Raw genomic sequence first — 13303 nt, 5'->3', positions numbered from 1 at the left:
GCCAGTCTGGGAAGGGGCCCTGACCGGTGGCCTACCGCTCGCTGACCGTCGCGCTGATCATGGCCAGCGCCGCGTCGATGCGGGCGCGGGTGTCGGTCGTGCTGTACCAGTCCTTCGGGCACTCCTCGCGGGCCCGCAGCAGCAGGCCGCGCGCCTCCCCGGCCGCGCCGTCCCGCAGCAGCACCTCGGCCAGCCCGAGATGCGCCCAGGCCAGCATCTCCATCGAGCCGTTGCGGCGGGCCAGCTCGGCGGCGAGCCGGTAGTCGGCGCGCGCCTCCACCGGCTTGCCGAGGCACTGGCAGGCGTCGCCGCGCCGGCACAGCGACTCGGCGATCTCCGTCACGGAGCCCAGCTCGCGGGCGGAGGCCAGCGCCTCGTCCGCCAGCGCGTACGCCTGCGCGTAGTCCCCCTGGACCTGGTACAGCTCGCCGAGCCCGGACAACACCAGCGCCGTGCCCCACCGCTCGCCGATCTCCTCGAACCCGGCGCGGCTGCGCTCGAAGTGGCCCAGCGCCTCCTCGAAGTGGCCCATCGCCTGCAACACGAACGCCGCGCCGCTGTGGGACAGCGCCCGCTGCCAGGGCGGCAGGGTGTCCATGAAGCTCGTGACCAGGCGGTAGGCGTGCGCGAAGTCGGCGGGCGGGCCGGTGAGCATGGACAGCAGCATCATCATGAACTCCACCCGCTCGGGCAGGTACGTGACCGGCAGCAGGGTGCGCACCTCGGCCAGCCGCTCGCGCAGCCTCTGGTCGGTGGTCCCGGTCCAGGCGGCGACGAGCACGCACATCACGTACTCCTCCTCCAGGCCGGGCGGGCGGCGGCCGTCCAGGACGGCCAGCAGCTCGCCGGCCAGGGCGGCGCTGGTGGCGCGGTGGCCGCGCATCCACCAGTAGCAGGCGGTGTGGGCCAGCAGCCGCAGCGCCGTCTCCACCTGGCCGGACTCGGCGGCCCAGCGCACGGCCGCGTTGACGTCGTCGCTCTCCTCGTCCAGCCGGGCCAGCCACGGGAGCTGCTCGCGGGTGCGCAGCCGGGCGTCGGCCGCCAGCACCAGGTCCAGGTAGTAGCGGACGTGGGCGTCGCGGACGGCCTCGACCTCGCCGGCGTCGGCCAGCCGCTCGGCGCAGAACGCCTGGATCGTCTCCAGCATCCGGTAACGCCCGCCGACCTGCTCCACCAGCGACTTCTCCGCCAGCGAGAACAGCACCTCCTCCGGCAGCCCGCACACCGCCTCGGCCGCCTCGGGCCGCGCCCCGCCCACGAACACGCTGAGCCGCCTGGCCAGGCGCTGCTCGTCGGCGTCCAGCAGGCCCCAGCTCCACGCCACGACCGCGTGCAGCGTCTGGTGCCGCGGCAGCGCCGTACGGCTGCCGCGGGCCAGCAGCCGGAACCGGTCGTCCAGCCGGGCCGCCACGTCCGCGACGGACATCGTACGCAGCCGCGCCGCGGCCAGCTCGATGGCCAGCGGCAGCCCGTCGAGCGCCCGGCAGATGCGTACGACGTGCGCGGCGGTGCCCGCGTCCACGGCGAAGCCGGGCCGCACGGCCGCGGCCCGGTCGGCGAACAGCCGCACGGCCGGGTACTCCAGGGGGTCGTCCGCCTCGGGCGGCGGCAGCCGCAGCGGCGCGACGGGCAGGATCGACTCGCCGGTGATGCCCAGCGCCTCCCGCCCGGTGGCCAGCACCCGCAGGCCAGGGCAGGAGGCGAGCAGCAGGTCCGTCAGCTCGGCGGTGGCCGTGATCAGGTGCTCGCAGTTGTCCAGGACGAGCAGCAGCTCGCGGCCGGTGAGGGCGGTCACCAGCCGGGTCAGCGGATCCACGGGCCGCTCGGCCGCGGCCCGCAGGGCCTCGCGGACGCCGAGCGCGGCCAGCACGGCCGCGGGCACGTCCGCGTCCTCGGAGACGGGGGCGAGCGGGACGAAGCAGACGTCGCCGGGCTCCTGCGCGGCGGCCTCGGCGGCGAGCCGGGTCTTGCCCGCGCCGCCCGGCCCGATCAGCGTGACCAGCCGGCCGGCCCGCAGCCGCGCGCCCACCTGGGCCAGCTCCTCGGCCCGGCCGACGAAGCTGGAGAGCTGCGCCCGCAGCCCCAGCCGGGACGCCGGGGCGGCGGGCGCGCCGAGCGCCGGATCGGCCCGCAACACGGCCAGGTGCGCGGCGGTCAGCTCCGCGCCCGGCTCGACGCCCAGCTCCTCGCCGAGGATCTTCCTGGCCTCGTCGTAGACGGTCAGCGCCTCGGCCTGGCGGCCGCTGCCGTACAGCGCGCGCATGAGCTGGGCGCGCAGCCGCTCGCGCAGCGGATGGGCGGCGATGAGGCCGCGCAGCTCGGCGGCCAGCTCCCGGTGCCGACCGAGGTCCAGGTCGGCCTGCACGCGGTCCTCGGTGGCGGCCAGGCGCAACTCCTCCAGCGCGGCCGCGGCGCCCCGCGCGTGCGGGGCGTCGGCCAGCGGCGCCCCCCGCCACAGCTCCAGCGCCTCGCGCAGCAGCCCGGCGGCGCGGGCCGGGTCCCCGGCGGCCAGGGCGCGGCGGCCGGCCGCGGCGAGCCGTTCGAAGCGGCAGGCGTCCACGTCGGACGGGTCGGCGGCCAGCCGGTAGCCGGCCGGGTGGAACTCGACCAGATCCCGGCCGAGCGCCCGGCGCAGCCGGGACACCTGGGACTGCAGCGCGTTGGCCACGCCCTCGGGCGGCTCGGGGCCGTAGAGGCCCTCGACGAGCCGGTCGGCGCCGACGACGCGCCCGGCGTGCAGGGCCAGCAGCGCGAGCAGCGCCCGCACCCGGGGGCCGCCGAGGGCGACCGGCTCGCCGTCCTCGCCCAGCGCCGCGGTGGGGCCGAGGATCTGGAAGCGCATGCCCCGATTATCCCGGTTGCGGCAGCAGCGCGGCGGTCTCCGCGTACGTCGGGACGCGGGGCGCCGGCCTGCCCTGGATGCCGAGCACCGCCGCCAGCGCCCCCTGGATCGCGGCCCGGTACAGCAGCGACCCCGTGCTCACCCGGGCCACGCCGGCCGTGGCGAGCCGGGCCAGGGTGGGGCCGTCCGGCTGGTGGAGCACGTTGAGCGGCAGCGGCGTGGCCGCCGCGACCTCGGCGATGGCCTCCAGGCCGGTCAGGCCGGGCACGAAGACGCCGTCGGCGTGCGCGTAGGCCCGCACCCGCTCCAGCGTGTCGCCCGTGCCCAGCCAGCAGGTGTCGGTGCGGGCGTTGACGAACACGCCGTGCCCCAGGGCCGCCTCGATGATCTCCTGCTGGAGCGCGATCGGGCGCAGGGTGCCGTCCGGGCGGCCGTCCTCGATGTTCACGCCCGCCACGCCCAGCGCGGCCAGGCCCGCCACCAGGTCCGACACCTCGGCGGGGTCGTCGCTGAAGCCGCACTCGACGTCCACGGTGATCAGCACGCCGAGGTCCTTGATCGACTCGGCCAGCTCGATGGTTTCGGCCCGGGTGACGCCGGCGGCGTCCGGCCTGCCGTGCACGGCGGCCACGCCGAGGCTGGTGGTGCCGATCGCGGGGAAGCCCAGCGCGGCCAGGGCGGCGGCCGAGCCGTAGTCCCAGGCGTTCGGCAGCAGGAAGGGGTCGCCGGGGCGGTGCAGGTCGCGGAAGCCCGGGTGCGGGTCGCGGGCGCTCACGTGCGGGTCGCGGGCCCTCAGGTGCGGGTCGCGGGCCCTCAGGTGCGGGTCGCGGATGCCCGGGTGCGGGTCGCGGGCGCTCATCGGCCGCTCCCCTCGCGCAGGCCCTCCAGCACGCCGGCGGCCAGGGCGAGCGCGTGCGCGGGCGCCGGGCAGGGACGCAGGCCGGCGCCGAAGGTGAGGTGCGGCGCGTCGCCGCGCGCCGGGTCGAACCGGCCGGGGCCGGCGAAGACGTCCGGGTCCCGGTTGGCGGCCACCAGGTCGAGGGTCACCTCGTCGCCGGTGCGGGTGTCCAGCCTGCGGGTCGCCCTGAGCGGCGGGTCGTGTCGCAGCGTCTCGCGCAGCAGCGCCTCGACGTCGCCGTGGTCGCCGAGCCGCGGCACCGCGTTCTCGATCAGTGCCTCGGTGGCGTTGTGGCCCTGCAGGAGCAGGGTGACGGCCGGGAGGTCGGCCCGGGCCAGGAGGGCGGCCACGGCGGCGTCGGCCTCCGGGGTCTCCTCGCCCGACAGGTAGCCGGCCGCGGCGGCGGCGACCGGCGCGGTGTCGGTGACGCCGAGCGCGGCCCCGAGCACCCGCGTGGGCACGCCCCGCCACTCGCCGCGCCGCTCCAGGGTCTCGGCCCGGGCGGCCGCGCGCAGCTTCGCGGGGTCCAGGGCGGCCAGCCGCTCGACGACGAGGCGGCGGCGGGCGGCGTGCGTCTCGCCGGTGCTGAAGCGCGAGACGTGGGCGCGCAACCAGGCGAGGGTCCCCTCGCGGGCGTCCTGGCGTACGGGAGGCGGTACGTACCGGGGATCGGCGAGCACCGCCAGGGCTTCGGCGTGACGGGTGATGAGCATGGTGTCCACGCTAGGAGCGGGACCCTTCGGCGGTGGCCGAAGCATGCCCGTCAGGCGGCCAGCCGCGAGGAGTCCCGCGGCGGGGCCGCCACGGCGACCGGGTCCTGCGCGCGGGCGGCGCTCCCGCGGGCGGCCGTCGCCGTCGCCAGCGCCATCACCGCGAGGAGCACCATCTCGGCCAGCACCACGGCCCGCTCCAGCAGCCCGTAGTAGGCGGCGCCGCCGATCAGCGGCGAGGTGACGCTCGCCGGGTGCGCGGCCAGGTACGCCGCCAGCGTCAGCGCCGCGGCCACGCTCAGGGCCCGCACCGCGTTCCAGCGGGCCGCCGCCCCCCGGCCCCTGGCCAGGGTCCAGCCGGCGACCGGCAGCGAGGTGAAGACCACCGCGGCCGACCAGCGGTGGATCTCCCCGGACAGCGTGCCGAGCTGCGCGGTGCCCGGGTCGGTGGGGAAGATCGCGCTCATCATCAGCCCGGCGGCCCCGGCCAGCAGCAGCACCCGGGTGGCCGCGGTGCGCGCCGGCTCGGCCGAGGCCAGCCCGTACGCGAGAGTCAGGCACGCCCCCGCGAGCGCCAGCATCCCGGCGAGCACCGGCACCAGCCCGCCGGGGACCAGCGCGTAGTCGCTGAGCAGCGGCTGGGCGGGCAGGGCCAGCTCGGCGTAGGCCAGCGCCGCCGCCGAGGCGAGCGTGCCGGCGACCGTCCCCCACACGTTCCACCGCGGTGTCATCGCGTCACCTCATCGTAGATCGCCTCGAACCGGGCGAGCGACGCCTGGTCGTCGTGGGTGAGCGCCAGCTCCCTGCTGGCCCTGCCGTACCGGGCGCGCAGCTCGTCGTCGGTCAGGACGCGGGTCAGGTGGCGGGCCAGCGTGACCACGTCGCCCGGCGGGAACAGGTGGCCGTTGCAGACCACCAGGTGCGGCAGCGCCATCGCGTCGGCCGCCACCACCGGCAGCCCGGTGGCCATGGCCTCCAGCGTGGCGATGCTCTGCAGCTCGGCGATGCCCGGCATGGCGAACACGTCGGCGGCGGCGTAGGCCTGCGGCATGCTCTCATCGGGCACGAAGCCGAGGAAGAACACCCGGTCGGCCACCCCGATGCGCCGGGCCAGCCGCTCCAGCTCCTCCCGCTGGTTGCCCTTGCCGACCAGCGCCACCTGGGCGTCGGTCACGTTGAGCACGAGGGGCAGCGCCCGGATCAGCTCGTCCAGCCGCTTCTCCTCGTCGAGCCGGCCGACGAACAGCACGGTCGGCCGGTCGGGCAGGCCGAACAGCTTGCGCGCCCACGCCTTGGGCTCGGCGTGCGGGTGGAACCTGGCCAGGTCGATGCCGCACGACACCGGCTCCACCTGCGGCTCGAACCCCTGGTCGGTCAGCAGCTTGGCGGCCAGCGGGGTGGGCGTGGTGACGTGGTCGGCCCGCTTGAAGATCCGGTTGAAGTCGCGCCAGGCCAGCCGGCCCGCCTTGATCCGCAGCCGGTCCGGGATGTGGGCGAACTGGAAGAGGTTGTCGGGCATGAAGTGGTTGGTCGCCACGACGGGGATGCCCGCGCGGCGGGCGGCGGCGATGGCGGCGCGGCCCACCACGAAGTGGCCCTGCGTGTGCAGCACGTCGGGCCGGATGTCGGCGACCAGCCGGTCCAGCCGGGCCGGGACGGTGACGCGCATGGTCGGGTGGACCAGCAGCGGCGCCGAGCGCAGCCGGTGCACGATCACGCCGTCCACGACGTCGGCGGTGGCCGGGCCGTGCTCCGACTGGCAGACCACGTGTACCTCGTTGCCGCGCGCGGCCAGGCCGGCGGCCAGGCGGTGGGTGAAGTAGGCGGCGCCGTTGACGTCGGGCGGATAGGTGTCGGACGAGATCAGCACCCGGCGCGGGCGCTCGGGGACGGGGGCGAGCTCGGCGCGGTCGGTGACGCTGTGCAGGGGCATGGCCATGACGGTGACTCCGTAATCACAAGGGAAACCGGCCGGGGGAGGACCGGAGGGGGAACGGGGGACGACAGGTGGGGGACGGGCTCAGGCAGGGCCGTTACGCGCCTCCAGGGGGCTGGTGCGCGCCAGGGCGACGGTGCCGGCGGCGGTCAGCAGGGCGGCCGCGACCGGGGCGGCGCCGGTCGGCAGCGGCTCGCCGAGCAGCAGCGCGCCGAACGCCACCGCCGTCAGCGGGTCGGCGATCTGCAGCGAGGCGAACGACACGCCGAAGTGCCCGACGGCGTAGGCCCGCTGGAGCATCACCAGCGCCAGCAGCGCGGGCGCCGGCAGGGCCAGCAGGTACCACCAGTTCCAGCCGCCGTCCACGAGCACCCGCATGAGGGTGGCCGTGGCGCCGTACAGGACGCCGGAGCTGGTGGCCAGCAGCGCCGCCCGGCCGGCCGGGGAGGCCACCTTCGCGCCGGCCCACAGCAGCACCGCCGCGATCCCGGCCACGCCGAGCAGGACGAGCACGCCGTCCGGGTCGAGCCGGGCCGGGCCGGCCGACTCCGGCACCATCAGCACCAGGCCGATCAGCCCCACCGCGACCACTCCGGCCGCGGCCAGCTCCGTGCGGGCCGGCCGGCGGCCGTGCAGCGCGGCGGTGATGGGCAGCGCGAACAGCAGGCTGGCCACGCCCATCGGCTGCACGACGGTCAGCGGGCCGAGGCCGAGCGCGACGATGTGCAGGCCACCGCCCGCCAGGATGGACGCGCCGCCCGCGAGCCAGCGCGGCCGGCGCAGCAGGGCCAGCAGCCCCCGCTTCACCGAGCCCGCGGCCTCGAACTGCTGCAACGCGGCTCCGAGCGCGAAGAACAGCGAACCGACCAGGGCGATGGCCGCGGCCAGCACAGTCATGCGCGCACTCCTCTCAGGACGGATGGTCGCCGGGCAGGGTCAAACGGACGTGTCGGCCGGAAGGCGTTCCGGGGAAGGCTGGGTGGCGCGCCGCTTCCTGGCCCACCGCACCAGCTCGACCAGCGCGGTGATGGACAGCGCGATGCCGAGGCCCAGCAGCAGGCCCTTGATCGGGTCGTTCTCGAACGCCATCCCGCCGAAGAACCCGATCAGCCCGGAGTAGACCGCCCACGAGACGGCCGCGATCGCGTCGAAGAACGTGAACGACCGCAGCGGGTGGCGTACCGCGCCCATGGTGAGCGTGGTCGCGGTCCGGCCGCCGGGGATGTACCTGGCCACGACCAGCACCAGGCCGCCCCGCTCGGCCAGCGCGCCACGCGCCCACACCAGCGCCTTCTTGCCCCGCAGCCGCCCGCCGGACTTGTGGCCGATCAGGTACGAGATGTGGTCGCCGGCGAACGCGCCGATCGCCGCGACCACCATCACCAGGGCGAGGTTCGTCTCCCCGGACGCGGCGAAGACCGCCGCCGTGATCACCGACGTCTCGGCCGGCACGATCGGGAAGAACCCGTCGAGCACGGCCAGGGCGAACAGCGCCACGTAGAGCCAGGGCGACGACATGACCTGCTGGAGCAGGTCGAGGATGGCATGCGACATGGGCGTTGACTCCGATCTTCAGGGCACACACAGCGTCTCGGTGCGCGGCATCCCGGGGCATCGGGGATGTCCCGGGACGAACGCGGACCCATCCCCTATATGGGTCAGGGCCGGTACCCCACGAAGGTAGAAATTCCGCTGGTCACGGCACATCGGCCGATCGGCAGCCGCCACCCCCGACTTTCGTCAGGGCCGGTGCCGCGATCGCCGGCCGACACCATCGATCCAACCGGTTGGCGCAGGCCGGCGCAGGAGTGGAGATAGGCGCTTTGAAGGTGGTGCTAGCTCTACCGGGGCGGTGCCGCGCACCCCACCCTGACTTTCGTCAGGGTCGCCTCCTGCCGAAGGAGGAGGTCCGTCCTCCGCCCAGGCGCCCTAAGGTCGGTGCGTGACATTTCTCCGCAGGCAGAGCCGCCGCGAGGTGGTCTATGACCTGCTGCTCTGGATGGCCCTCAGCGCCTGCGTCGCCGGCATGGGGCCGGATCCGGTCCTGGACCCGGCCGCCTTCGCGACGGAGACCCTGCCCAGGATCGCCCTGGCGGCGGTGGCGGTGCTGGTGGGGCGCCGGTGGCCGCTCCTCGCCCTGGTGCTGCTGCTGCCGCTCGGCCCGTGGCGCTTCAGCGACGGGTTCGCCACGGTGGACCTGAGCTGGCTGCTGCCCCGGCGCAACGTGAAGATCGTGCCGCTGGTGGCGACCTCGCCGTTCATCATGTGGTACGCCTACCTGACCGGGCGGCGGACCGCCGGGCCGTGGCCGGCCGCGGCGTTCGCCCTGATCGTGGCGGTCGGGGTAGGCGCCGTGCTGGTCGCGGGCGGCGACCTGGCCCTGTGGGTGTCGATGGTGACCGGGCTGGCGGGCACCTATCTCGTGCCCTACCTGCTGGGGCTGCTGCGGCGGCTGCTGCTCCAGCACCGGCGGCAGGCCCGGTTGTCGGCCGAGGCGCAGGCCCGGCTGCGCGAGCGGGCCAGGATCGCCCGTGACATGCACGACTCGCTCGGCCACGACCTGGCCCTGATCGCGGTGCGCGCCGCCGGGCTGGAGCTGGCCCCCGGGCTGGACCCGGCGCAGGCCAGGGCGGCGGGGGAGCTGCGGGAGGCCGCCGCGGACGCCACCGACCGGCTGCGCCAGATCATCGGGCTGCTGCGCGAGGACGCCGACGCGGCGCCGCTGTCACCGGTGGACGAGGACGTGACCGAGCTGGTCCGCCGGGCCAGGGACTCCGGCATGTCCATCGCCCTCGACCTGAGCGACGGGCCGGTGCCCGGCCTGGCGCGGGCCGTCGTCCAGGAGGGGCTCACCAACGCGGCCAAGCACGCGCCCGGCGCCCCCGTGCGGGTGACGATCGGGCCGCGCCGGGTGGTCGTGCGCAACGGCCCGCCGCGCGCCCGCCCCACCGCCAGGCCGGGCGGCCTGGGGCTGGCGGGCCTGCGGGAACGGGTGCGGCTGGCGGACGGGACGCTGACCGCCGGGCCGGCCGACGGCGGCTTCGAGCTGGCCGTCGAGCTGCCCGCCGCGGGGGAGGAGGGGCCGGATCAGGCGTGAGCGACGTGCAGGCGGCGCAGCACCCGCTTGAAGGCCCAGATCGAGAACGTGATCGCCAGCCCGCTGATCACGGCCACCGCCGAGGTGCGCAGCAGCATGAACGCGCCGAGCGAGCCGCCCAGGCTCTCGTAGACGGCCAGCGCGATGCTCAGCGTGGAGTTCATCAGCAGCACGAACGCCCACAGCAGCGTGATCCTGGCGAAGAACCGGCGGATGCGCTCGTGCCTGAGCACCGCCGAGGGCAGGTGGATGTAGTCGAGCGTGAGCTTCTGCACCAGCGGCTTGTTGAGCCGCACGGAGGCCAGGAAGGCCATGCTGATGCAGATCGTGCCCAGCTCGGGCTGGATGAAGAACCACATCCAGGTGCCCGTCCAGAACGACACGAGGGCGCGCACCGTGATCGCGAACGCCGCCAGGTACATCGTCGCGGGCACCTTGACCCGCCGGACGAGCCGCCACGCCACCCCCAGGTAGACCCAGGCGACGGTGGCGACCAGTGCCCACTTGAACCCGAGGACCACCATGGCCAGGTAGAAGACCGCGAGCGGGGCCACGACGGCTTCGAGTAGCTTGGGGGCCGCCTCCTTGGCGAGCGCGCCGAGGCGGGGAAGGGTCACTGAGGGATGGTTCAAGGCTGCTCCGCAGATAGGCCGGACGATCAGCGACTACCCGGGCTTCGAGGGGCCAGGGCTAACCTGATGGACCGCTGGCACTTACCGCGGCGACACCGCCCTGGCGTCCGGGAAGCACGCCGGTGGCTTACCGTACCCGAGCCCGGGTGATGAGACTGCCTCTTTTGCCACGTTCCATCTGTCCTCTACCAAACCAGCAGGTTCTTGAACCTCGCTTTCAGCCCAGTGACGCCGTGGCCAGCTTGGCGCCGAAGCCCAGGAAGACGGCGCCGACGCACGAGGTCAGGCCGGCACTGACCCGCCGGTGCCGGCGGAACTGGGCGGCGAGGAAGGTCCCGCCGAAGATCAGCGACGTCAGGTAGAGGAAGCTGAAAACCTGGATCACCGCGCCGAGGATCAGGAACGACAACGCCGGGGTGCTGTAGGCCGGATCCACGAACTGCACGAAGAACGAGACGAAGAACAGGATCGCCTTCGGGTTCAGCAGGCTGATCGTCAGGGCCTTGCGGAACGGGCGCGGCTGGGGCGACTGGACCACCACCGGCGCGGGCGCCGTCCCGGTGCCCCTCGACCGCCAGGAGCGCCAGGCGCCCCTGATCATCTGGAAGCCGATCCAGGCCAGGTAGCCGGCCCCGGCGTACTTGACGATCGTGAACAGGAGCGGGGTCGAGCGCAGCAGCGAGGCCGCGCCGGCGGCGGCCAGGACCATCAGCACCGTGTCACCCACGAAGACGCCGGCCGCGGCCCGGTAGCCCTGGCGGACGCCGTGCTGGGCGGCGAAGCTGAGGACGTACAGGGAGTTGGGGCCGGGCAGGAGGATGATCAGGAAGGCGCCGATCACGTAAGCCCAGAAATCGGTTATGCCGAAGAACACGGACATCAGGGTAATGCCTGCTCGATGTCGCGATCGAGACCGATGACTTCTCCCGCCCGCCCCGGTCCATCCATCGAGACGCCCCCGGAAGGAGCGACGAGACGGAGACGATCGTGCGTACGGCCCACTCCGCTGACCCCGTCGAGTTGGTGGGCCGGATCGCTGACCTCAATACCTATTGACCATATCGGAAAATCGGATATATATCGGAGCAATGACGCTCTGGACCCCCGACCCCACCTTCTACCCCTCGCCCCGGGACGCGGCCGACGCCCCGCCCGAGAAGCTCGCCTACGTCGCCGCCTTCGACCGCACCGCGCGGCGGCCCGACGCGCTGGCCGTCATCGACACCGACCCCGACTCGCCGGGATACGGCGGCGTGACCGGCTGGACGGACCTGCCGGGCACCGGCGACGAGCTGCACCACTTCGGCTGGAACGCCTGCAGCAGCGCGCTGTGCCCCAACGCGCCCCACCCGCACGTCGAGCGGCGCTACCTGGTGGTGCCCGGGCTGCGCTCCTCGCGCATCCACATCTACGACACCAAGGACCGGGTGAGTCCCGAGCTGGTCAAGGTCATCGAGCCCGAGGCGCTGGCCCGGGGCGCCGGCTACTCGCGCCCGCACACCGTCCACTGCGGCCCCGAGGGCCTGTACGTCTCCGCGCTCGGCGGCGCCGACGGCCGCGACGGGCCGGGCGGCATCGCGGTGCTCGACCACACCTCGTTCGAGGTGGTCGGCCAGTGGGAGATGGACCGGGGGCCGCAGTACCTCGCCTACGACTTCTGGTGGCACATCAACCACGACGTGCTGGTCTCCTCGGAGTGGGGCACGCCGTCCATGATCGAGGACGGGCTCGTGGGCGAGCTGCTCCTCGGCCGCAAGTACGGCCACAAGCTGCACTTCTGGGACCTGCGCAAGCGTACCCACCTCCAGGAGGTGGACCTCGGCGACCGGCACCAGATGGCGCTGGAGCTGCGCCCCGCCCACGACCCGACCCGCCTGTACGGCTTCGCCGGCGTCGTCGTGGACGTCGAGGACCTGTCGGCGTCGGTGTGGCTCTGGTTCCACGAGGACGGGCGCTGGCAGGCCCGCAAGGTCATCACCATCCCGGCCGAGCCCGCCGCCGCCGACCGCCTCCCGCCGCTGCTCCAGCCCTTCGGCGCCGTGCCGCCGCTGGTCACCGACATCGCGCTGTCCGTGGACGACCAGCGGCTCTACGTCTCCTGCTGGGGCACCGGCGAGATCAAGCAGTACGACGTGTCGGACCCGTTCCGGCCGGTCGAGCTGGGCTCCCTCCGCGTCGGCGGCATCGTCGAGCGGCGCCCGCACCCCGCCCGCCCCGACCTGCCGCTGAGCGGCGGCCCGCAGATGGTCGAGGTCAGCCGCGACGGCCGCCGCGTCTACCTCACCAACTCCCTGTACGGCTCCTGGGACGACCAGTTCTACCCCGACGGCGTGGGCGCCTGGATGGCCAAGATCGACGCCGGGTCCTTCACCTTCGACGAGCGTTTCCTCCCGCACGGCGAGGACTTCCGCGGCCTGCGTCCCCACCAGGTCCGCCTCCAGGGCGGCGACGCCTCCTCCGACTCCTACTGCTTCCCCGGATGACCCCTTCTGGGCGGGAGAACCCGACGTGACGATCACCGCCGTGCTCCTGCTCGGTGCCTTCCACGGCCTCAACCCCGCGATGGGCTGGCTCTTCGCGGTCGCCCGCGGCCTCCAGGAACGCAGCCGCGACCTGCTGCTGCAGTCGATCCCGGCGATCGCGCTGGGCCACCTCGGCTCGGTCGCGCTGGTGGCGCTGGTGGTGGCCGCGACCGGCTCCCTGGTCACCGGCGCCGTCCTGTCGATCGGCGGCGGCCTGGCGCTGGTGGCCTTCGGCCTGTGGCGGTTGTTGTCGGCCCGCCACTTCCGGTGGGTGGGCATGCGGCTGTCGTTGTGGCAGCTGTCGGGCTGGTCGTTCCTGATGTCGTCGGCCCACGGCGCCGGGCTGATGCTCCTGCCCGTCCTCACGGGCCTGCACGCGGAGGGCCACGCGGGCCACGCCCTGAGCGGCGGGCTGGGCGTGGCCGTCCTGCACACGCTGGCGATGTTCCTGGTGGCGGGAACGGTCGCGGTGATCGTCTACGAGGTGGCCGGGCTGGCCGTCCTGCGCCGCGCCTGGTTCAACGTGGACCGCATGTGGGCGGCCGCCCTGGTGGCCGCCGGCGTCGTCACGCTGTTCCAGGCCGCGAGCGGCTAGCCGCCGGGGGCGCGTGGACGCGAGAACGGCCCGCGGGCGCCGGCGTGTTGGCGGAAAAGCTCCTTGCGGGA

At 74.5% G+C, this 13303-nt stretch carries 12 protein-coding genes; 3 read left to right on the top strand and 9 right to left on the bottom strand.

All coding sequences use genetic code 11. The features are described from left to right. Window positions 1-31 precede the first annotated feature (31 nt). The 7 genes from AB0H75_RS43025 to AB0H75_RS42995 form a co-directional block, all read right to left on the bottom strand. Entirely contained in the window at window positions 32-2842 is a 2811-nt protein-coding gene (locus AB0H75_RS43025; protein ID WP_367806453.1) for a BTAD domain-containing putative transcriptional regulator, read from the bottom strand. Between the two features lie 7 nt (window positions 2843-2849). Continuing rightward, complete coding sequence (locus AB0H75_RS43020; RefSeq protein WP_367806451.1) at window positions 2850-3701, bottom strand: isocitrate lyase/phosphoenolpyruvate mutase family protein; 852 nt, start codon at window positions 3699-3701, stop codon at window positions 2850-2852. After that, a complete protein-coding gene (locus AB0H75_RS43015; protein WP_367806449.1) occupies window positions 3698-4453 on the bottom strand; it encodes a cytochrome P450 in 756 nt (251 codons plus the stop codon). Before AB0H75_RS43015 ends, AB0H75_RS43020 begins: the two co-directional genes overlap by 4 nt. 50 nt (window positions 4454-4503) lie before the next feature. Further along, window positions 4504-5181 (bottom strand): DUF998 domain-containing protein, encoded by a 678-nt coding sequence (locus AB0H75_RS43010; protein ID WP_367806447.1) that lies wholly within the window; start codon window positions 5179-5181, stop codon window positions 4504-4506. Continuing rightward, on the bottom strand, window positions 5178-6383 hold the full coding sequence (locus AB0H75_RS43005) for a glycosyltransferase (protein ID WP_367806586.1): 1206 nt from the start codon (window positions 6381-6383) through the stop codon (window positions 5178-5180). The genes AB0H75_RS43010 and AB0H75_RS43005 overlap by 4 nt, the downstream gene beginning before the upstream one ends. Before the next feature lie 87 nt (window positions 6384-6470). Next, complete coding sequence (locus tag AB0H75_RS43000) at window positions 6471-7283, bottom strand: DMT family transporter (protein ID WP_367806445.1); 813 nt, start codon at window positions 7281-7283, stop codon at window positions 6471-6473. Window positions 7284-7322: 39 nt separating this feature from the next. Next, window positions 7323-7940, bottom strand: a complete 618-nt coding sequence (locus AB0H75_RS42995) for a DedA family protein (protein WP_367806443.1) — start codon at window positions 7938-7940, stop codon at window positions 7323-7325. A 388-nt stretch (window positions 7941-8328) separates the two neighbouring features. Here AB0H75_RS42995 and AB0H75_RS42990 point away from each other — a divergent pair, with 388 nt between their 5' ends. Next, entirely contained in the window at window positions 8329-9483 is a 1155-nt protein-coding gene (locus AB0H75_RS42990) for a sensor histidine kinase (RefSeq protein ID WP_367806441.1), read from the top strand. Here AB0H75_RS42990 and AB0H75_RS42985 read toward each other — a convergent pair. Next, on the bottom strand, window positions 9474-10100 hold the full coding sequence (locus AB0H75_RS42985) for a VC0807 family protein (RefSeq protein WP_367806439.1): 627 nt from the start codon (window positions 10098-10100) through the stop codon (window positions 9474-9476). The two genes, AB0H75_RS42990 and AB0H75_RS42985, sit on opposite strands and share 10 nt — an antisense overlap. A 232-nt stretch (window positions 10101-10332) precedes the next feature. After that, the gene (gene leuE / locus AB0H75_RS42980; RefSeq protein WP_367806437.1) at window positions 10333-10989 is read right to left on the bottom strand and encodes a leucine efflux protein LeuE; all 657 of its coding nucleotides are present in this window, start codon (window positions 10987-10989) and stop codon (window positions 10333-10335) included. A gap of 214 nt (window positions 10990-11203) precedes the next feature. Between leuE and AB0H75_RS42975 the strand changes: the two genes are divergently transcribed. Continuing rightward, window positions 11204-12598: a selenium-binding protein SBP56-related protein gene (locus AB0H75_RS42975; protein ID WP_367806434.1), complete on the top strand. Its 1395-nt coding sequence runs from the start codon at window positions 11204-11206 to the stop codon at window positions 12596-12598. A 25-nt stretch (window positions 12599-12623) separates the two neighbouring features. Beyond that, window positions 12624-13232, top strand: coding sequence for a hypothetical protein (locus tag AB0H75_RS42970; RefSeq protein WP_367806432.1), 609 nt, complete (start codon window positions 12624-12626; stop codon window positions 13230-13232). The last annotated feature ends 71 nt before the right edge of the window (window positions 13233-13303 follow it).

It is taken from the genome of Nonomuraea sp. NPDC050783, from assembly GCF_040802095.1.
Taxonomy (GTDB): Bacteria; Actinomycetota; Actinomycetes; order Streptosporangiales; family Streptosporangiaceae; genus Nonomuraea.
The sequence above is the reverse complement of the archived record's forward strand: the minus strand, read 5'-3'. Positions and strand labels throughout refer to the sequence as shown.